Origin of the sequence: Geomonas silvestris (genome assembly GCF_014193515.1) — a bacterium.
Taxonomy (GTDB): Bacteria; Desulfobacterota; Desulfuromonadia; order Geobacterales; family Geobacteraceae; genus Geomonas; species Geomonas silvestris.
In genome coordinates this window covers 109,629-127,974 of the sequence record NZ_BLXX01000014.1, presented here as the reverse complement: position 1 = coordinate 127,974, position 18,346 = coordinate 109,629, and the positions used below count along the sequence as shown (strand labels likewise).

Here is an 18,346-nt window from a genome sequence, read left to right as displayed (position 1 = left end):
GGGACCGGCAAAAAGGGGGAATCAGATCAAAAGGCGCACCGGGCTCTCCAGGATCTCCTTGAGATCGGCAAGAAACTCGGCGGCGTACGCGCCGTCGACGACCCGGTGGTCGGCCGACAGGGTGAGCTTCATGCTGCGCAGGCAGACCGGCACCCCTCCCCGCGGCGCCACCACGTCGGTCACGGCGCCCACGGCGAGCACCCCCGCCTGACGCGGGAAGATGATGGCGTTGAACTGGCTCACCCCGAACATCCCGAGATTCGAGACCGAGAAGGTGCCGCCGCTCAGGTCATGCTCGGAGAGCGACCCGCTGCGGGCGTGCTCCACCAGCCCCCGGGATTCTTCCGCGATCTGCTGCAGGGTCCGGGACTGGCAGTCAACGATCACGGGGATGAGCACCCCGTCCGGCACGCCGACGGCGATCCCGATGTTCACCTGACGGTGCAGCTCCAAGGAGTCGCCGTTGAACGAGGCGTTGAGCCGCGGGTACTTGAGGAGCGCCAGAGCGGTCCCCTTCACGATGAGGTCGTTCAGGGTAAGCGGAACCCCTGACTCCTTCAGTTGGCGGCGTAGCGCCTCGGCCTGATCCATGAAAACGTCGACGGTAACGCTGAAGTGCGGGATGGTGCGCCAGGACTCGGAGACCGTCTTGGCGACCGCCGCGCGCAGCCGCGAGAGCCCCTCATCCTGGGGGGCAGCGCCCGCCGCGGCTGAAGGGGGCTCGGCCGCTCCGCTGGGACCACCACCCTGCACCGGCGCCTGCGCTCCCGGCGTCCCTGCGGCGAACTCCTCCAGGTCCTTGAGCAGGATGCGCCCCTCGGGGCCGCTTCCGTGCACCTGTCCCAGGTCGACGCCGAGTTCGCGGGCCCGGCGCCGCACCACCGGAGCGGCCCGCTCCACCGGTGCCGCTCCCTCCGGCGCCACAGGGCCTTTTTGGAGGGGCTGTGTGCTCGTCAGTGTTTCACCCTGCCCACCCCCTTTTGTCTCCACCTGGGCCTGCGCCTTGGCCTGAGCCTGTTCCTGGGAGAGGGCAACCGCCTCGCCGGGGGCCTCGGGGGCAGCCGCAATTTGCGACTCGGCGGGGAGTTGGACTTCGCTGGGTGCCTGCCCTTCGGTCGCCAGCTGCACCTTGGCGGGGGTCTCCTGTGGTGCTGCCGCTACGGGAGGCTCGGCGCCCCCTGCCGGCTTGGCCGGCGCGGCCTCAGCGGGTGGACCCTGCAGCACTTCTCCCGGTTGCGCGGCGGGTTCAGCGGGCGTTGCGGGGGGCTGCCCCGCGGCCGAGGTCGCACGTTCCTCGGCACTGCCGATGACCGCGATCACTGTGCCTACCTGGACCATCTCGCCGGCCTGGACCCGGATCTCCAAAAGGACCCCGTTGGTGAAGGCCTCCAGCTCCATGTTCGCCTTGTCGGTCTCCACCTCGGCCAGCACCTCGCCCCGGCTCACCTGGTCTCCCACCCGTTTCTTCCAGGAAACCAGCCGCCCCTCGGTCATGGTGTCGGACAGTTTCGGCATTACAATATCGTTCATGTCGGCTCCTAGTAGGCTTGTGCCAGAAGGTCGCGCACCCCCTGCGCGATCACCTCGGGCTGCGGTATGCAGAGTTTTTCGATCTTACGCGAATAGGGCATCGGGACGTCGAGCCCCGAGATCCGCTTGACGGGCGCGAGGAGCCGGTCGAAGCAGCGCTCGTAGATCCGGGAGGCGATATCGCCGCCAAGCCCCGCGCTTTGCCAACACTCCTCGACCACCACGGCCCGGCCGGTCTTCTCGACCGAGGCCAAAACGGTCTCCATGTCCAGCGGGTTCAAGGTCCTCAGGTCGACCACCTCGCAGGAGATCCCCTCGCTCTCGAGCGTTTGGGCGGCCTGCCGGGCCAGGATCGCCATCCTCCCGTAGCCGACCAGGGTGACCGCATCCCCCTCCTTAAGGAGCGCGGCCTTGCCGAAGGGGACCAGGAACTCGGGGTCGTCGGGGACCTCCCCCTTGCTGTTGTAGAGGAGTTCGTGCTCGAGGAACACCACCGGGTTGTTGTCGCGGATCGCCGTCTTCAAGAGCCCCTTGGCGTCGGCAGGGGTCGCCGGATAGGCGATGCGCATCCCCGGGCAGTGCATGAAGTAGCTCTCGAGACTCTGGGAGTGCTGGGCGCCCAGCTGGCTCCCGCCGCCGCCAGGCATCCGGATCACCAGGGGGACCTGGGTCTGCCCGCCGAACATGTAGCGTACCTTGGCCATGTGGTTCACGATCTGGTCCATGGCCAAAAGCGCGAAGTTCACCGTCATGAGTTCGGCTATGGGGCGCAAGCCACCCATGGCAGCCCCCACCGCCACCCCCACGATGGTGTTCTCGGAGATGGGGCAGTCGCGCACCCGGGCCTCTCCGAACTCGGACAAAAGTCCGCGGGTTACCTTGAAGGCCCCCTCGTACAGCGCCACGTCCTCGCCGTAGATCACCACGCTCGAGTCGCGGCGCATCTCCTCTTTGAGCGCCAGGTTGATGGCGTCACGGTAGGTCATCTCAGACATAGCTATTCTCCATTGGCGGCTGTTCAAAATAAATCATATAATTTAAGATATTTATCGTTATCAGAGAATGATTTTCGCACCAAGCAACCTCTTGAGCAACCTCCTTAAAATCTGCAGAGCAACCTTCTTTCAGCTATCCCTCCAGTTTAACAGGGGAAGAGGTAAAGACAAATGAGAGGGCAGGTGCGCGACTGCTCAGGAATTGTCGCACGCGCATACCCGCACACCTGCATACTGCGTGGCGGGAGGAGATGTGGGGATAGCTATGAACCAGAAAGGCGGTAAGGGGCATAGCTCACGGTGGAGAAAGGACGTAAAACGGAACCAGCATCAACTCCTCGGAGAGCAGCAGGAGGGGGAGGTTTTGCCGTTATTTCCTTGATCGCCACAGGGGAAGGTAGTGACGTGGAGATCTTGTGCAGAGCCTCGAGCAACGTCCATGAGCGACAGCATGGTGACGAAGAGAGAACCTGCGACATCTTACGGTTCCGTCACATGTGGTGGCCGGCACTTCCTTCCCGGGTGGTCTGGCCGGCGCTACCGGTGTCTAACGACCCGATATCGAACATCAATTATTCCTGCGCCCGTTATCCATACCTGGCCGACCGCTTGCAACATATGGAGTGTACCGACGGATATGAATAGTCCGAATAAAAGGAGAGACATCATGGAAAAACCACTCCGCATGCTGAAAGTTCTGGTTTGTGCCGGTCTGGTAGCAGCGTCCTTCGGGTGCGCCTCGGCCCAAAGCCACGAGAGCACCGGCGAGTTTATCGACAACTCGGTGATCACGGCGAAGGTGAAAACCGCCATCTTCAACGAGCCCTCGTTGAAAACCCTGCAGATAAACGTCAAGACCTACAAGGACAAGGTCCAGTTGAGCGGTTTCGTCGATTCCGCTCAAAGCGCCAGCAAGGCGGCAGATGTCGCCAGGGGCGTGTCCGGGGTCGCCTCGGTACAGAACGACCTGCTGGTTAAGTAGCCGAACCGGCCGATTTCAAGGGCGCAACCCGCTGCGGCGGGTTGCGCCCCCCGCGTTACCGTCGGGCCCGTTGGCAGCAGCGGCGAGTCGACACGTTCGATCATATTTCAAAAGGAGAATCGTATGCTTTGGACAATCTGCATGATCCTGTTGGTATTGTGGCTTCTGGGAATGGTGACCTCGACCACCATGGGCGGACTGATTCATATACTGCTCGTGGTTGCCATCGTTGTGGTACTGATCCGCGTCATCCAGGGACACCGGGTACTCTAACTCCCTGCCTGATAAGGGTGGGTTCGCGGCAGGGCCGCTGGACCGCTCGTATCCGCCTTGACCGCTGCGGCCCCGGGCGGGACTTAGCCCTTGGCGGGTACCACATCCCCCTACTCCATCCATGTCACCAAAGTCCTCAGGCTCCCTCAGACGCCTTGCTCTCCCGATAGCTATAGACCCGATCGTGCACCTCGATGGTCGCGGCAATCTTGATGTGCAGGTGCATCTCCAGTTCCTGCAACTGCTCGATCGCGTATTCCCCCACCGCATCCTGAATCGCACCAATCTCGAAAAAACATGCCAGCCCCGCGTCAAACTCCTCGTTGCTGACACTGTTGGACCACTCCAGGCACCTGGTGCGCTCTCCAGGCGGCAGCCTGGTCGCCATGATCTCCGTCAATAGGGATTTGCTTCCTGCCATGTCGTCCTCCGTATCGCCCGTCGTTGTCGACCCCCGGCTTCAGTGTAGCACCCTCCCCGCCGACAGCGGGCCAAAGTGCTTGGCCGCGTCCTCATCCTTGCCAGCCCGCCGCTTCCTCGAGGCGGGCAGCCGCCGGCAACGCCCTCACAGCCAGCGCTGGAACAGGTTGACGAACCATTCCCCAAAGCGCGGCAACAGGGGTCGTTTCTCCCACTGCTCGCGCAGGATCGGCGTCGATTCGGCGAGATCGCGCGTGAACATCTCTTCCATCTGGAGCGCGAACTCCTTGCTGAGGATGACCGCATTCACCTCGTCGTTGCCCAAAAGGCTCAGGTAGTCCAGGTTGGTCGAGCCCACCGTGGACCAGACCCCGTCGATCACGGCCGTTTTGGCGTGCAGCAGGGAGCTCTTGTGCTCGTACACCCGCACGCCCCCCTTGAGAAGCGCAGCATAGTGGTGCCGTTGGGCGTAGAGGGCGAGCTTTGAATCGGTTATGCCGGGCAGCATCAGCTTGACGTCGACGCCGCGGCCGGCCGCCTCGATGAGCGCCTTCTCTATCTGTTGGTCGGGGATGAAATAGGAATTGGTCAGGTGGATGGAATGCTCGGCAAAGGAGATGGCCGAGACGTAGATCACGAAGGGAATCCTGTTGGTCTCGCCCGGGGTGCTGCCGGCCACCCGCACCAGGGCGCTCCCCTGCTCCTTCAGCTCGGGGAAGAAGTTGCCCTTGGCAAGCGCCGGCCCCTTCTGCCTGAGCCAGGTGTCGAGAAAGAGCTTCTGCAGCTCTGCCACCGCCGGGCCCTCGATCTGGACGTCGGTGTCGCGCCAGTGAATGGGCGCCTTGGCGCTCTTCTGGTGTCCCCTGCGGTAGCCGCTCGAATAGACCTTGCTGATGTTCACCCCGCCGATGATGGCGAGCTTGCCGTCCACGATCAGGATCTTGCGGTGGTCGCGGTGGGTCAGGCTCCAGGTGTCACGATCCTCCAGCGGGCTGAGCGGGTTGAAGCCGACCACCTGCGCCCCGGCATCCGTCAGGCGCTGAAAGAAGGCGGCAGGCGTACTGAGGCTCCCCACGCTGTCGTAGATGATGTGCACCGCGACGCCCTCGAGCTGCTTCTTCAGCAGCAGGTCGGCGAACTTGCGTCCCGTCTCGTCGTCCTCGATGATGAAGCTTTCCAGGTTGATATGCCCCTTGGCGCCCTGCAGCGCCTTGAACATGGCGGCATAGGTGGCCTTGCCGTCGGCCAGCAGGGAGACCTTGTTCCCCTTGGTCATCGGGCTGTCCGAGACCGACTCCACCACGGCGCTGTAGCGCTCGACCAGGTCGGTCGGGGCCACCGAGCTCTTGAGCCGTGCCATGATGGCCTTGCTGTTGCGGGCCGATACCGGGCCATTAGCCGAGTCGATCTGGGGACTGCGCGGGGCGGGGGCGTCGTCCATGATCCGGGAGACGTCGGGCAGGGTGGCACATCCGGCGCTCAGGCCGAAAAGGGAACAAACTATCAGAAACCGCAATGGGTGACTTTGTACTGTCATAGGAGTACTCTACGACTAATCCTTCCAAATTCATCGATCTTTTTGTTGTATCGAAACGACGGGTGCCGCTTCAATCCGGCACCCGTCATACTGCTTTCGGCAGATCCTTGTGCTTCATAATCTAAAGCGACGGTATTCTCCCCGGCTGCCAGTTTGCTCCTTGACCAGGTAACGAGACCTTCAGCCTATCGCTTGATGTACTCGTTGTACTTGCCGATCTTCACCTGAACCTTGCCGGCGATTTTTTCGACGGCGCCTTCCAGTTCGAGCTTGGGATTATCGCTGATCATTCCGGCGACCTCTTTGACCTTGCCCTTCAACTGGTGCAAGGCACCTTCAGCCTTGTCCCTGGTGCTTGAGTCCATGATGGTCTCCTTTTCATATCGGTTACGGCAGGCGCCATCCCGGTTACCCGGATGCGCACAGCCGGTCGCTACCCTAGAACCTGAACCCGAGGTTCGCCGTGGTGGTGAACCCGTCCAGCCTGACATGTTGCCCACCGAAGCTGGGCTCCGCCCAGAGGTATTTCCCCTCGGCGCCCACGAACATGCGGCCGAAGTTCATGTTGAAGCCGACACCGGTGTGCAGCCCGTAGGTGACCTCCGTGGAGCCGCGGAAGCTGCCCAGATTGCCGCTTACCTCAAGCTCCGTTATGTAGGCCCCGATCCCGAACAAGCCGTACGGCTCGAACATGCCCAGGGGCAAGAGCACCTTGCCGGTGGCAACCAGCGGCACGACCTTCAGCTTGGCCTCGCCCGGCTGCGCCGCAGCAGAACCCTTGCTCTCGAAATAGCCGCCGCCCAGTTCCAGGGCGAACATGGGGAGGAAGTAGTGGCCGATGGCGATCTCGCCGGCGAAGCCGGTTTTGCTGTCCAGGTGGCTCGTGCTGCCGCCGTTGAAGTTGTCGATGTCGTGAGACATGCTGGGCGAGTAGAGGCCGCCCTTGAGCACCAGGTAGTTGCCCGGGCTCTCCGTGGCGTGCGACTGCGTGGCGAGCCCGATTAAAATCACGGTGGCAAGCAGGCAAACCAGCATGAGCGTCCTTCTGAGCTGCCTGGAGTCCGACTGGTAAACGGCAGCGTTGCGTGAATATTTCGAAAGCGCGTATCTGTTCAGATGATTTTCCATGAGTACTCTCCTTTTCCCATTGAATCGAAAGTGGCAGCGCACGACAGCTTCATACTCTGGCCTTGGCAGATAACTTTACAACTAGCATGCCATCGCCCAATTCCCCGGTGTTGCCGGGCAACGGGCTGATTACAGGGGAAAAAGCCGGTCGGCTTGCCGCGGGCACCCCGGCTGCTGCGGGAGCTGCCCGCCGGGTTTGGCGAAACCGCCGCATATGACGGGTAGCCCTCCTGCAGTTTCGCAGATGCTGAGCCCTTACGGTCAGGGCAATCGCGGCCTTGGCAGCTAACCGGCACGGGAATCGGCTCTGGCACGCAAGCTGCTACCCCTGTAGCGAGAAGAGCAGTACTGGCAGCTCCCTTCCCCCCCCTACCCTCTAAAGGAGGACATCATGAAACTCGGAAATCGTGCGCGGGCATTCAGCACCCTGTTGTTGCTGGGCAGCACCGTTATCTTCGGCGCTTGCGCCACCACCGGGGCGGAGCGCTCGGTGAAGGCATCCAATTCGCTGCAGCAGGAGGACAAGGAAATCCGGCAGCTGATGGTGCAGATCGACGTGACCGGCAGCGCCCTCGACGCCCTCATGGTGGCCGGAGCACCCGACCTCAAGCGCCCCTTCGACAGCTTCACCAGGGAACTGGGCAAGCTCGACAACCAAGGCAGGCAGACCATCAAGCGCATGGACGACATGAAGGCGCGCAACAAGGAGTACTTCGCGGAGTGGGAGAAACAGGGAGACACCTATACCAACCCGGAGATCCGCGCCTTAAGCGATGAGCGCCGCAGCAACCTGGCCGGCATCTATGCCCGGATTCCCGAGGCGGGTATAGGGATCAAAGGTGCCTACCGCGCGTACCTGGCCGACCTGAAGGAAATCCAACTCTACCTGTCCAACGACCTGACCCTCAAGGGGCAGCAAACCATCGCTCCGGTGGCCGAGAAGACCGTCCGGGACCGCGAGGCCCTGAAGTCGTCGCTGCTGCCACTGTTGGCAGCCCTGGACGCGGTAAACGCCGAACTCTACGGCGGCAAGCGCTAGAGCGGTGCCACGGTGCAGCCCGCTGCAGCGGGTTGCATCCCAACCAGCAGGAACGGCAAACGCTATGAATATCGACAACCTCCATGAACGGCTGGTGTACTACAGTGAAGCGGAAGAGCTCCTGAACCGCTGCACCCACGGCGCCGGCGCCCTGTTGAGTGCGGCCGGAGTCGCGGCCCTCATCGATCTTGCGCTGCGGCAGCACGACAGCTACCGGACGGTCAGCGCCTGCATCTACGGTTTCTCCATGATCACCTTCTACTGCCTGTCCACCCTCTACCACAGCGTGCGCCGCCCCTATGTCCGCTACCTGTTCCGCATCCTGGACCACGCCAGCATCTACCTGATGATCGCCGGGAGCTACACCCCGTTTGCCCTGGTCACCCTGAGGGGCCCCTGGGGCTGGACGCTGCTCGGGGTCGTCTGGGGGCTGGGCACCATCGGCGCGGGACTCAAGATCTTCACCACGCACCGGCTCCCCTACCTAGGTCCCCTCTTGTACATCGCCCTGGGCTGGGTGGTAGTGATCGCCTACCGACCGCTGAGCGCCGCCCTGGCCGCAAACGGCATGTACCTGCTCTTTGCCGGCGGCGTCGCCTACACGCTGGGCGTCGTCTTCTACCTCTGGGACCGCCTCCCCTATAACCACGCCATCTGGCACCTCTTCGTCCTCACCGGCAGCGCCTGCCACTTCTGCGCCATCTACTATTACGTGACCCCGCGACTGGCCTGAGGCACTCTTTCCAGCGCCTCATCCGCAAGCCAGGTTCGAACCAGCACGCCCCCGTCCCAGGGCCAGTTGCCGGCCACGGCGGATCACAGGCACGGGTACGGTGAAGCACAACCAGCCAGCCCCCTTAACTTTCCGCCAGATATGACGGCCCCGTCCCCCGTGGTGGCTTCCCGGCGCTGGGAGCTCCAGCGCTGCTTCCCCGATCCCGGCATTCATCCCTGATGCAACAGGTCCTTACGGCTTCCTGTCCGACTCCAGACTGCTACCCCTCCTCTGGCATGTTAGTTGCGAACTTCATCGGCAGGTTGCGCAGCATTTCCTACGTTTGGCGCAGCGTCACCCGGGCGTCCACACCCCAGAAAATCCAGCGGGCTTGGACGCACACCGGCTGCAACTATACAGAGGGGATCCCATGGCATTACCGGCGTTCGATAAAAAACCCAGCGTGCTGCGCGCGGCACCGCGGCTCACGGAAATTCTGAAGGTACTGGCACGGCACAAGTTCCTGGGCGCGCTGCGCGGCCGCGGGCACTGGCCCTCCCCCAAGGAGGTCCGGGAGACCTTCGAGGAGCTTGGGCTCGCCTTTCTCAAATTCGGACAGGTGCTGGCCATGCGGCGCGACCTGCTGCCGGACGCCTACGTGGCAGAGCTTGAGCTGTTGCACGACCAGTTGCCCGCCCTGAGCTTTGCGAAGGTGCGCGCCATGGTGGAACTCGAGCTGGGCGCTCCCCTGGAGCAGCTCTTCAGCTCCTTCAGCGAGACTCCCCTGGCCGCCGCAACCATCGCCCAGGTGCATGAGGCCACCACCGTGGATGGCCGCCACGTCGCCGTCAAGGTGCAGCGACCCGACCTGGAGGCCATGATCGCCACCGACATGGCAGCGCTCTCCTCGCTGACGGCCCTGGGCGAAAGCCTCTTCCCGCGCCTGCGAGCCTTCGACTTCCCGATACTGGTGAGCGAATTCTCCGACAGCCTGAACCGGGAGACCGACTTCACCCGCGAGGCACATTCGATTTCGCTGTTTCGCTCCGCCCTGGCAGACATCCCCAACCTCTGGATTCCGGCGGTGCTCCCGCAGTACTGCAGCGAGCGCGTGCTCACCATGGAGTTTTCTGCGGGCGAGCGCGTCGACTTTTATGCCGCAAAGCACCCAGAGGCTATGCCGGAGCTCATCAAAACCCTGGTGCGACTCATGCTGCAAACCATCTTCGAGGAAGGCCTCTTCCACGCCGACCCGCATCCGGGCAACGTGCTGGTACTCCCCGACGGCCGGCTCTCCCTGCTCGATTTCGGCATGACGGGCGAGCTCGACGAGGAGATGCGCGACTCCTTGACCAGGCTTTTGGAGGCCGTTGTCAAGGGCGAGGCCCGGGCCGCCAAGCAGGCCTACCTGGAGATGGCGCCTGGGGAAAAGATCAACCGTGCCGCCCTGTTATTGGACATCAAGGCCGTTTTGTACGATATCCACCGCAGCAACCTGAGCAACGTCTCCATAGGCGAGGCCTTCAACTCGCTGTTGCGTGCCGGCAGCAAGCACGGCGTGCACAATCCTCCGGAGTTTTTCCTGCTGACCCGGGCCTTCGTCATCCTGGAGTCGATGATCCGGGAGCTGGATCCCGCCCACAACTACCTGGAGTCGTTTCGCGAGGAGGTCACCCGCCTGACTGCCAACCACTTCGGCGCGGAGCGCATCAAGGAAAAAACCGTCCGGCTGGCACGCGACCTGGAACGCCTGATCTCCGACGCCCCCAACGACACGCGGCGTGCCCTGCGACGCCTGGGCGAAGGCAACCTGGGCCGGGTGCAGGCCCCGGCGCTCGAGGCGCTGGGAGGGCGCGTGAGCCGCAACCTGGAGCGGCTCACCGGCTCCATTGCCGCCGCCGCCCTGATTATCGGCGGCGCGCTGCTGGTGATCGCTCCCCTGGCAGGATGGCACCATTATCTGGGAGAAGGCATGGTGCTGTCCGGCATTGTGGGCACACTCCTCATCATGGTCGTTGCCCTGCGGCGGGACAGGGGCCGACGCTGACGCAGTGGGCAAAAGCGCTGGCACCGAGAGCCTAGCGGAACAATCCAGGTAGGCCTTGTGGTTTGCATCTTTTTTCTGATCTCGCCTATTCTCTGCCGCCAAACACTCCAGAACCGGTTCAGGTCCAGGCGTTTTTGCCCTCATTTGAGCCGGCAGACAATAACCGGAGGCACACGTGAAGATAATCCTGGTTTACCTGCTGGCTGTCCTGGCACTGTGCGCCGCACCATGCCAGGCTCGGGAGGACAGCGAAACGCTGAGAATAGAGTTCCTGATAGCCTCGGTGGAAAACCTGGAGGGTGCCCGTTTCATCAGAAACGGCCACGAATATACCGGCAAGGAGGCCGCAGCCCATTTGCGCACGAAACTGGCCCGAGCCGGCAGCAGGGTTCGCTCCGCCGAGGATTTCATCACGCTGTGCGCGTCACGGTCGTACCTTTCGGGCTCGGCGTACCTGCTCAAACTTCCGGACGGCAAGGTGCTGCCGGCTGAGGAATTTTTCCAGGGCAAGTTGCAGCAGTACCGTGCGCCGCTGCGGCACACACAAACGTTGACCAACCTGGAGATGCACCTGACATGAAACCGTCCGAGTCACGCCCCTTCTCCATGATCCGGGAGTTCCGGATCGCCGACTGGTTCACCCTGGCAAACGCCGTCTGCGGCACCGGTGCCATTTTCTCCGTGCTGAGCTACGTGGAGGCCCGGGAGGTGCAACATATCTACTTCGCCTGCGCCCTGGTCTTTGCCGCCTTCATCTTCGATGTCCTTGACGGCAAGGTGGCGCGCTGGAGCCGAAGTCCCTCGGTGCTGGGGCGCGAGCTCGACTCCCTGGCCGACGTGATCTCCTTCGGCGTGGCTCCCGCCATGATCGGCTACGGCTGCGGCATGCAGGGGCTCTACGACCGCGTCATCCTCGCCTTCTTCGTCGCCTGCGGCGTCTCCCGCCTGGCGCGCTACAACATCACCGCCGATGCCCTGTCCGAGAACGGCAAGGTCAAATTCTTCGAGGGAACGCCCATTCCCACCTCGTTGCTCCTGGTATTTCTCCTCCTGGCGGCAGCCACGCAGGGGGCGCTGGGCGGGTCGCTCTGGTTCGGGCAGATCGCGCTGGCCGGTTTCACCCTGCATCCCCTGACGCTGCTCTTCGCCGTGTCGGGCGCGCTCATGGTGAGCCGGATACGCATACCGAAGCTGTAAGGCCGGCTGCTGCGGGCCGAACATCATCAGTGGTCGGGAAAGGAAATGGATATGAAGACATTCGAAATCTCGTTAAAGGTCTTGGCCGTGGCCCTCATGATGCCGGTCAGCACGGCTATTGCCGGCGCACCCACTCCCGCGGCGACGCAGGCGACCCCGAAGGACGCGCCCGGCTTCGAGTTGCAGCACAAGACGCCGGCATCCCCGGCCCGGCCAACGGAACCGGCCGGCGATCCCGCCGTGCCTCGCGACAGGGAACAGGAACCCAATCCCGTCGACACGGTCGGACCGGACCTGAAATCCGCCAAGGCGGGGCTCACGCCGCAGAACGTGCTCTCCTGGGAAAGCGGGGCCGGCAAGAGCTACCTGATCCCCGCCCTGGAAATCCCCGGTTTCCTGGGCCTGCTGCACCTCTACGACCGGGCGGCTTACCCCAACCTGACCGAGGACGGCAAGAAGGTCTATGGCACGAGCTTCTCGGGCGTCTGGGACCACCTGCGCAAGCAGCACTGGGTCTTCGACAAGGACCCCTTCAACACCAACCAGTTCGGGCATCCCTACGAGGGGGCCACACTCTACGGCCTGGCGCGCTCCAGCGGCCTCACCTTCTGGGAAGCCCTTGCCTACAGCAACGCCGGAAGCTTTCTGTGGGAGATGGCCGGGGAGACCACCAACCCTTCGGTCAACGACCTGATAACGACCGGCAACGCCGGGAGCCTTTTGGGCGAGGCGCTGTTTCGCATGTCCCAGCTGGTGCTGCAGGACAAGCGCCCCCGCACCGGCACCGTGCGCGAGGTGAGCGCCGCGCTCATCTCGCCCCCCACGGCTGTCAACCGCTACCTCTTCGGCGACCGCTTCAAGACGGTTTTTCCCACCTACGATCCGGCCACCTTCTGGCGCTTCCGGTTAGGGGCAAGTCTCGACAGCGGTTCCAAAAGCGCCGCAATTTTCGATTTCGGCATGTCCTACGGGTTACCCGGCAAGCCCGGTTACAGCTATAAGCGCCCCCTGGACTACTTCGACTTCCAGGTGAGCACCCTGGCCGATCCCAAAAACCCGGTGGAGAACGTGATGCTGCGTGGCCTGCTCTACGGCACCTCGTACGAGGCCGGCAATAACTACCGCGGCATCTGGGGGCTCTACGGCAGCTACGACTACATTTCTCCGGCTACCTTCCGGGTCTCCACTACGGCGCTCTCGCTGGGCACCACCAGTCAGTGGTGGGTGGGCCCCGGCATCGCTCTGCAAGGCTCACTCCTGGGAGGGGTGGGTTTCGGCGGCGCGGGGGTATCCCAGGCAAGCGGCGAGCGGGACTATCACTACGGCGTCACCCCGCAAAGCCTCCTGGCGCTTCGGCTGCTCTTCGGCGATAGGACCGTGCTCGAGATGGCCGGCCGCGGCTACTACGTCAGCGGCACGGGATCCGATGACGCCCAGGGTTCCGAGCGGATCGTGCGCGCCAGCACGAACCTGAACTTCCGGGTCTACGGCCGCCACGGCGTCGGCATCCAGTACGTAAAATCCATCCGCGATGCGCAATACGGCAGCGCCCCCAACAAGCACCAGCAGGATGGGACCGTAAGCCTTGTCTACACCTATCTTGGGGACACCCATTTCGGTGCCGTCGAGTGGCGCAATGCCGGTGACCACTGAGAAGCTCAAAGGATTGCCGGCCGGGAAATGCGGTAGTGAACCACCGACCGCTCGCGGTCCGCAAGGGAGTTGCACATGCCAGGGATTCAACGCTATTTAGCCGGTGCCACCGTAGCATGCAGCCTGTTGGGGTCAGCTGACGCGGCCAGGGGACAGGATACCAGCATCGCCGGGGACATCATTACCGGGGTCCTTCCGGTGACGGCGTTTGCCATCGCCTTTTTCCGGAACGACAAGGAGGGGGAGCGACAGTGGCTGCGCAACGTCGCAGTCAATCAACTGCTTACCACCGCGGCCCGGGTGGGGTTCAACGAAACAAGCCTCGGGAAGCGCCCCCACGGCAACCCGTACGGTTTTCCCTCCGGGCACGTCGCCTTCGCCGCCTCCGGCGCCGCTTTCCTGCAGGAGCGCTACGGCTGGCGCTACGGGGTCCCCGCCTGGCTATTGACCGGCTATGTGGCCGCCAATCGTGTCCAGAACGAGCATCATCACTGGCGTGACGTGATCGCCTCGGGCGTACTGGCCTATGGCGTCGGCAAGCTGTTCGTCACACCGGAACTGGCGACGCACCTGGCACCGGTAATCGGACCGGACTTTCTGGGGATGCGCTTCGAGCGCTCCTTTTAAGGGAACCGAGCCCGCAGTGCTCCCACACCTCTGGCTCGCCGAGGTCAGGAACTTGCGCTGCAGGAAGCGGCTTTAGCCGCGATATCACCCGTTCAAAACGCGGCTAAAGCCGCTCCTACAGGTGCTACCCGAGGAGTTGCGGAAGTTGGTTGCTATCAGCTAAGGTTTGGGGGAGCGCTTGGGCGTGACTTGCGATGCGGGGGGAGGGAAAAGCCTGCTGCCGGCCGGAGGGCCTCCGCACCACGCGAACGCCCTCCCCGACCGGCTTTTACACCTGTCTATCTATTTGAAGCGGGTGCGCGCCGAGGTTACCGCCTCCCGCATGGCAGTCCACGCCAGATCGATGCCTGCCGCCAGATCTTCCCAGGCATTTTCTCCTGACTGTTGAGCCTCCTTGAGCTTTTGACGGGCCTCCTCCTGCTTCCCCCTGAGCACAGCGATCTGCTCGTGGTACTCGGCCCGGGCACCCGCCGCAACCTTGCCGGCTTTGGCGGCCATCAGGTCGATCTCCGCACTCCACTCTTCCAGCTTATCCTCCATCTTCTGCATGTATCGATCCTTGCTGTTCATCTGTTTCTCCTTTTTCAGTTGTTCCTCTGCGCTGCCACTGAGGGCGGCACAGTGCTGTTCAGTGCAGGCAGGGCTCCCGGACGAAGCCGCCGTACAATGCAGGGAAGGGAGTACCTCGGTACGCCCTTCCCTGTTTGTGCTTCCGTGTTGACGCCGCAGACTACTTCTTGATGACGCAGTCGATGATGGCGTTGATCCTTCTGTTCATCTGACGCCCCTCGGGGGTGTTGTTGTAGGCGATGCGCCTCGTGGCGCCGTACCCCTTGGCGGAGAGCCTGGAAAGTTCGATGCCGAACTTCTCGCTGAAATAGTTGACCACGCTGTCCGCACGCTGCAGGGAAAGCTTCTGATTCTGCTCGGCAGTACCGAGGCTGTCGGTGTGTCCCTCGATCACCGCGGTGGTGCTCGGGTACTTCTTCAGGTATTCGCCGACTCCGTTGATCTGGTCGTAGTAGCGCGGGTCGATCCGGGCGCTGTCCGAGTCAAACTCAACCTTCAGGCTGATGCAGAGCCTCTCGGGCGGGACTGCGAGGTCCTTCACGTCGAGGGCGCAGTCGATGACGGCGTTGATGTGGCGGTTTTTCTGCCTTCCCGCATCGGTGGCGTTGTCGCCCACCGGCTGGGCTTTGCCGTATCCCTTGGCCGAGAGCCGGCTTTTAGCGATGCCGAAGTTCTGCTCCAGGTAGCTCACCACTCCCTCGGCACGCTGCTGGGAGAGTCTCAAGTTGTCGGCGTCGTTACCGACCTCGTCGGAGTACCCCTGGATGACGGCGGTGGTCGTGGGATATTTTTTCATGAAGTCGCCGACCCTGGCCACCTCATCGCGGTACTGGGGGCGGATCTCCGCCTGGTTGATATCGTACTCGATGCCCAGGGAGACGCAGTATTTCATCTTTTCCGGGGTGGGCTCGGCGACCGGGAGGACCGCCAGGGGCGGTTCGGCTACCAGCTGCGCGGGTGTCCCGACCGGCTCCAGCCGGGCCGCCTGCGGCGGGCAGAGGGCGTTGGCTTTGGCCGTTGCTTCTTTGGCCAAGGCGGCGCCCTCTTCGGTGAAGCAGGCCCGGAACACGTCATAGGCCTTGTCCCTGGCGGCCTCTGCCGACCTGTATTCGGCAGGGCAGAGGGTGGCCTTCCCGTCCTTGCGCGCTTTTTCCAGGGCCCGGTCCGCGTCCGGCATCTCGGAACGGATGTAGTACCCCGGGATGTTGCCGCGGCCGTTGTTGACCTCGTAATGTGCACACCCGGACAACGCCCCCAGAGAGGCCAGCGTCACCGGGAATGAGGATACTCGTAAAAGTTTAGGCAGGTTCATATTGCTCTCCTTTGCAGACCATCGTAGTGAAGTACAGTCTGCCGCAACATGCTGCCGGCATGACCATCGTTCATGATAACTGCAGAGGATTTTGCAACTAGCGGGCCAGTGGGAACCGGCCGTCACACACAGGTAAGACACTGATAAAAAGAGTGATTTTGAATCGGGGTGCGCGGGGCCTGATTAAGCCGTCACGGTGACCGGTTGCATTTCGGCATAACTGCCATATGTGACGGGGGAGTGGGCGGGTCGTTTGAGTTGTTTGCAGCCGCTCCTGCCAAGTTGTCAGTGTCGCTCTCCGGCAGGTGCCAGGTGCGGCGCCCTACACGCGCACGATGCCGTACTTGCGCATCCGGGCGCGCAGGGTGCTGGCGTTCAGCCCCAGGATCCCCGCCGCTCCGTTTTTCCCCTCGATGCGCCAGCCGGTCTTTTGCAAGACGTGGAGTATGTGATCCTGCTCCAGTTCGATGAGCGGCTTGACGCCATACTCCTCGCCCCGCCCCGGCTGATCCGGATGCTCCGGCTTCCTGAAGCTGTCGAAGCGGTCCAGCACCTGCAGGGACCTGCCCGTGCTGGTGATCACCGCACGCTCGATTACGCTCTCCAGCTCCCGCACGTTGCCGGGCCAGTGGTAGCCGGACAACAGCTCCAGGGTGTCCCGGGAAACGGTGTCGATCTTGCGCCCCATCTTCTTGTTGAACTTGGTGACGAAGTGGTTGACCAAGAGCGGGATGTCGGCGCAGCGCTTGCGCAGGGGGGGCATGGTGATGGGGAAGACGTTGAGCCGGTAGTAGAGGTCCTCACGAAAGCGCCCCTCCCGGACCTCGACCTCCAGGTTGCGGTTGGTGGCCGCGATGATGCGCACGTCCGTTTTGATGGTGCGCGGGCTCCCCAGGCGCTCGAACTCGCCGTCCTGCAGCACCCGCAACAGCTTGCACTGCAACTCCATCGGCATGTCGCCGATCTCGTCCAGGAAGATGGTGCCGCCGTCGGCCAATTCGAAGCGCCCGATCTGCCGGGTGTCGGCCCCCGTGAAGGCTCCCCGCTCGCGCCCGAAGAGCTCGCTCTCCACCAGAGTGGCCGGCAGCGTGGTGCAGTTGATGGTGATCAGGGGCTGCTCCTTGCGCGAGCTGCTGCTGTGGATGGCACGCGCCACCACCCCCTTGCCGGTGCCGGTCTCGCCCAAAAGCAGCACCGTCGCGTTCATGGGTGCCACCTGCGACACCCGCAGGAACACCTGCTCCAGCTGGTCGCTTTGGCCGATGATCTCCCCGAAGTTGTACTGCCGTCCCACCTCCTGGCGCAGGTAGACGTTCTCCGCCTGGAGCCGGTCCTTGAGCCCCTTGATCTCCGCGTAGGCCCCCTGGAGCGACTCTTCAGCCTTGGTGCGCTCCTGCACCTCCTGGGTAAGCTTGAGGTTTGCCCGGGTAAGCTCCTCGGTGCGTTCGGACACGGTCAGCTCCAGGCTGTCGTGCGCCAGCTGCAGGTCCGCCTCCAGTTGCACGCGCCGGTCGTCGAGCCATTTGAGCTCCAGGAGCATCTTGATGCGCGCCAGCACCTCGGCCGATTCAAAGGGCTTGGAGATGAAATCCTCGGCGCCCGCCTCGGTGCCGCGTATGCGGTTGGCCAAGTCCGCATACGAGGTGATCATCACCACCGGGATGTTGCGGGTCTTGGCGTCGCCTTTGATGCGCCGGCAGACCTCGAACCCGTCCATGCCGGGCATGGACACGTCCAAAAGGCAGATGTCGACAGGTTGCGCGGCGATGATCTCCAGCGCCTGCGGGCCGCCGGTCGCCTGGACCACCTGGTAGCCGCGGGGAGCCAGCATCGCCTCCAAAAGGCTCAGGTTGAGAGGGCCGTCGTCCACGCAGAGGATGCGCGCGGTGGTTTTTTGGGTCATGGTGTCGCCTCCAGCCATTTTTTCACCAGTATCGGGAGCTCCCGGGTGCTGACCGGTTTGGAGAGGTAGCCGTCGAAACCGGCCGCCAGGAACTTGGCCTCGTCCCCCTGCATGGCGAAGGAGGTGAGGGCGATGATCCTGAGCCCGCGGGTGGCGGGATCCGCCTTGAGCTGGCAGCCGGCGGACATGCCGTCCATCCCCGGCATCTGGATGTCCATGAGGACCAGGTCCGGCATCAGCTGCCGCGCCAGGGCGACCCCTTCCTGGCCGTCGCTGGCCACCGCCACCTCGTGGCCGTGAAAGCTCAGGATGTCCTGGAAGAGACGGCGGTTGTTGTCGTTGTCTTCGACGATCAGAATCTTGTTGGGCATGTCTTGGCTCCTGTTCGGTTCTGCCGGGGTTCCCGCCTGCGCGGCAA

General features: G+C 63.2%; 19 protein-coding genes. 9 read left to right on the top strand and 10 right to left on the bottom strand.

Going from position 1 to position 18,346, the window contains the following annotated elements; genetic code table 11:
• Positions 1-21 precede the first annotated feature (21 nt).
• Together GMST_RS18960 and GMST_RS18955 are read right to left on the bottom strand one after the other, a co-directional pair.
• Positions 22-1,530 carry a dihydrolipoamide acetyltransferase family protein gene (locus GMST_RS18960; RefSeq protein WP_183356271.1) on the bottom strand — a complete coding sequence of 503 codons (1,509 nt, stop codon included), beginning with the start codon at positions 1,528-1,530 and terminating at the stop codon, positions 22-24.
• A gap of 8 nt (positions 1,531-1,538) precedes the next feature.
• Positions 1,539-2,525 (bottom strand): alpha-ketoacid dehydrogenase subunit beta, encoded by a 987-nt coding sequence (locus tag GMST_RS18955; RefSeq protein WP_183356270.1) that lies wholly within the window; start codon positions 2,523-2,525, stop codon positions 1,539-1,541.
• Between the two features lie 667 nt (positions 2,526-3,192).
• Between GMST_RS18955 and GMST_RS18950 the strand changes: the two genes are divergently transcribed.
• Together GMST_RS18950 and GMST_RS18945 are read left to right on the top strand one after the other, a co-directional pair.
• A complete protein-coding gene (locus GMST_RS18950; RefSeq protein ID WP_183356269.1) occupies positions 3,193-3,507 on the top strand; it encodes a BON domain-containing protein in 315 nt (104 codons plus the stop codon).
• A 123-nt stretch (positions 3,508-3,630) separates the two neighbouring features.
• Positions 3,631-3,780, top strand: a complete 150-nt coding sequence (locus tag GMST_RS18945) for a lmo0937 family membrane protein (protein ID WP_183356268.1) — start codon at positions 3,631-3,633, stop codon at positions 3,778-3,780.
• Between the two features lie 136 nt (positions 3,781-3,916).
• Here GMST_RS18945 and GMST_RS18940 read toward each other — a convergent pair whose 3' ends face one another.
• The 4 genes from GMST_RS18940 to GMST_RS18925 all read right to left on the bottom strand — a co-directional run bounded on the left by GMST_RS18940 (position 3,917) and on the right by GMST_RS18925 (position 6,865).
• A complete protein-coding gene (locus GMST_RS18940; protein WP_183356267.1) occupies positions 3,917-4,201 on the bottom strand; it encodes a hypothetical protein in 285 nt (94 codons plus the stop codon).
• Positions 4,202-4,345: 144 nt separating this feature from the next.
• Positions 4,346-5,737, bottom strand: a complete 1,392-nt coding sequence (locus GMST_RS18935; protein ID WP_183356266.1) for a phospholipase D-like domain-containing protein — start codon at positions 5,735-5,737, stop codon at positions 4,346-4,348.
• A 185-nt stretch (positions 5,738-5,922) separates the two neighbouring features.
• Positions 5,923-6,102, bottom strand: a complete 180-nt coding sequence (locus GMST_RS18930) for a CsbD family protein (RefSeq protein WP_183356265.1) — start codon at positions 6,100-6,102, stop codon at positions 5,923-5,925.
• Between the two features lie 73 nt (positions 6,103-6,175).
• Positions 6,176-6,865 carry an outer membrane beta-barrel protein gene (locus GMST_RS18925; RefSeq protein ID WP_183356264.1) on the bottom strand — a complete coding sequence of 230 codons (690 nt, stop codon included), beginning with the start codon at positions 6,863-6,865 and terminating at the stop codon, positions 6,176-6,178.
• Between the two features lie 391 nt (positions 6,866-7,256).
• Between GMST_RS18925 and GMST_RS18920 the strand changes: the two genes are divergently transcribed.
• From GMST_RS18920 to GMST_RS18890, 7 genes are all read left to right on the top strand, one after another.
• The gene (locus GMST_RS18920) at positions 7,257-7,904 is read left to right on the top strand and encodes a hypothetical protein (protein WP_183356263.1); all 648 of its coding nucleotides are present in this window, start codon (positions 7,257-7,259) and stop codon (positions 7,902-7,904) included.
• A 64-nt stretch (positions 7,905-7,968) separates the two neighbouring features.
• Positions 7,969-8,637: a PAQR family membrane homeostasis protein TrhA gene (gene trhA, locus GMST_RS18915; protein WP_183356262.1), complete on the top strand. Its 669-nt coding sequence runs from the start codon at positions 7,969-7,971 to the stop codon at positions 8,635-8,637.
• A gap of 412 nt (positions 8,638-9,049) precedes the next feature.
• Complete coding sequence (locus GMST_RS18910; RefSeq protein ID WP_183356261.1) at positions 9,050-10,666, top strand: ABC1 kinase family protein; 1,617 nt, start codon at positions 9,050-9,052, stop codon at positions 10,664-10,666.
• 175 nt (positions 10,667-10,841) lie between these two features.
• Complete coding sequence (locus tag GMST_RS18905) at positions 10,842-11,246, top strand: DUF5329 family protein (RefSeq protein ID WP_183356260.1); 405 nt, start codon at positions 10,842-10,844, stop codon at positions 11,244-11,246.
• A complete protein-coding gene (locus GMST_RS18900) occupies positions 11,243-11,863 on the top strand; it encodes a CDP-alcohol phosphatidyltransferase family protein (protein WP_198424579.1) in 621 nt (206 codons plus the stop codon). The genes GMST_RS18905 and GMST_RS18900 overlap by 4 nt, the downstream gene beginning before the upstream one ends.
• A gap of 51 nt (positions 11,864-11,914) precedes the next feature.
• Entirely contained in the window at positions 11,915-13,516 is a 1,602-nt protein-coding gene (locus GMST_RS18895) for a DUF3943 domain-containing protein (protein ID WP_246399879.1), read from the top strand.
• A 75-nt stretch (positions 13,517-13,591) separates the two neighbouring features.
• Positions 13,592-14,143 carry a phosphatase PAP2 family protein gene (locus GMST_RS18890; protein WP_183356259.1) on the top strand — a complete coding sequence of 184 codons (552 nt, stop codon included), beginning with the start codon at positions 13,592-13,594 and terminating at the stop codon, positions 14,141-14,143.
• Between the two features lie 282 nt (positions 14,144-14,425).
• Here GMST_RS18890 and GMST_RS18885 read toward each other — a convergent pair whose 3' ends face one another.
• From GMST_RS18885 to GMST_RS18870, 4 genes are all read right to left on the bottom strand, one after another.
• Positions 14,426-14,713, bottom strand: a complete 288-nt coding sequence (locus tag GMST_RS18885; protein WP_183356258.1) for a sll1863 family stress response protein — start codon at positions 14,711-14,713, stop codon at positions 14,426-14,428.
• A gap of 160 nt (positions 14,714-14,873) precedes the next feature.
• The gene (locus tag GMST_RS18880; protein ID WP_183356257.1) at positions 14,874-16,025 is read right to left on the bottom strand and encodes an OmpA family protein; all 1,152 of its coding nucleotides are present in this window, start codon (positions 16,023-16,025) and stop codon (positions 14,874-14,876) included.
• Positions 16,026-16,347: 322 nt separating this feature from the next.
• Complete coding sequence (locus GMST_RS18875) at positions 16,348-17,928, bottom strand: sigma-54-dependent transcriptional regulator (protein ID WP_183356256.1); 1,581 nt, start codon at positions 17,926-17,928, stop codon at positions 16,348-16,350.
• Positions 17,925-18,299, bottom strand: coding sequence for a response regulator (locus GMST_RS18870; RefSeq protein WP_183356255.1), 375 nt, complete (start codon positions 18,297-18,299; stop codon positions 17,925-17,927). The genes GMST_RS18875 and GMST_RS18870 overlap by 4 nt, the downstream gene beginning before the upstream one ends.
• Positions 18,300-18,346: the final 47 nt, after the last annotated feature.

Coding starts and splice junctions, on each gene's coding strand:
- GMST_RS18960 (WP_183356271.1), bottom strand. CDS start 1,530: ATGAACGATATTGTAATGCCGAAACTGTCCGACACCATGACCGAGGGG.
- GMST_RS18895 (WP_246399879.1), top strand. CDS start 11,915: ATGAAGACATTCGAAATCTCGTTAAAGGTCTTGGCCGTGGCCCTCATG.
- GMST_RS18935 (WP_183356266.1), bottom strand. CDS start 5,737: ATGACAGTACAAAGTCACCCATTGCGGTTTCTGATAGTTTGTTCCCTT.
- GMST_RS18950 (WP_183356269.1), top strand. CDS start 3,193: ATGGAAAAACCACTCCGCATGCTGAAAGTTCTGGTTTGTGCCGGTCTG.
- GMST_RS18925 (WP_183356264.1), bottom strand. CDS start 6,865: ATGGAAAATCATCTGAACAGATACGCGCTTTCGAAATATTCACGCAAC.
- GMST_RS18955 (WP_183356270.1), bottom strand. CDS start 2,525: ATGTCTGAGATGACCTACCGTGACGCCATCAACCTGGCGCTCAAAGAG.
- GMST_RS18930 (WP_183356265.1), bottom strand. CDS start 6,102: ATGGACTCAAGCACCAGGGACAAGGCTGAAGGTGCCTTGCACCAGTTG.
- GMST_RS18890 (WP_183356259.1), top strand. CDS start 13,592: ATGCCAGGGATTCAACGCTATTTAGCCGGTGCCACCGTAGCATGCAGC.
- GMST_RS18940 (WP_183356267.1), bottom strand. CDS start 4,201: ATGGCAGGAAGCAAATCCCTATTGACGGAGATCATGGCGACCAGGCTG.
- trhA (WP_183356262.1), top strand. CDS start 7,969: ATGAATATCGACAACCTCCATGAACGGCTGGTGTACTACAGTGAAGCG.
- GMST_RS18875 (WP_183356256.1), bottom strand. CDS start 17,928: ATGACCCAAAAAACCACCGCGCGCATCCTCTGCGTGGACGACGGCCCT.
- GMST_RS18885 (WP_183356258.1), bottom strand. CDS start 14,713: ATGAACAGCAAGGATCGATACATGCAGAAGATGGAGGATAAGCTGGAA.
- GMST_RS18880 (WP_183356257.1), bottom strand. CDS start 16,025: ATGAACCTGCCTAAACTTTTACGAGTATCCTCATTCCCGGTGACGCTG.
- GMST_RS18900 (WP_198424579.1), top strand. CDS start 11,243: ATGAAACCGTCCGAGTCACGCCCCTTCTCCATGATCCGGGAGTTCCGG.
- GMST_RS18945 (WP_183356268.1), top strand. CDS start 3,631: ATGCTTTGGACAATCTGCATGATCCTGTTGGTATTGTGGCTTCTGGGA.
- GMST_RS18910 (WP_183356261.1), top strand. CDS start 9,050: ATGGCATTACCGGCGTTCGATAAAAAACCCAGCGTGCTGCGCGCGGCA.
- GMST_RS18870 (WP_183356255.1), bottom strand. CDS start 18,299: ATGCCCAACAAGATTCTGATCGTCGAAGACAACGACAACAACCGCCGT.
- GMST_RS18920 (WP_183356263.1), top strand. CDS start 7,257: ATGAAACTCGGAAATCGTGCGCGGGCATTCAGCACCCTGTTGTTGCTG.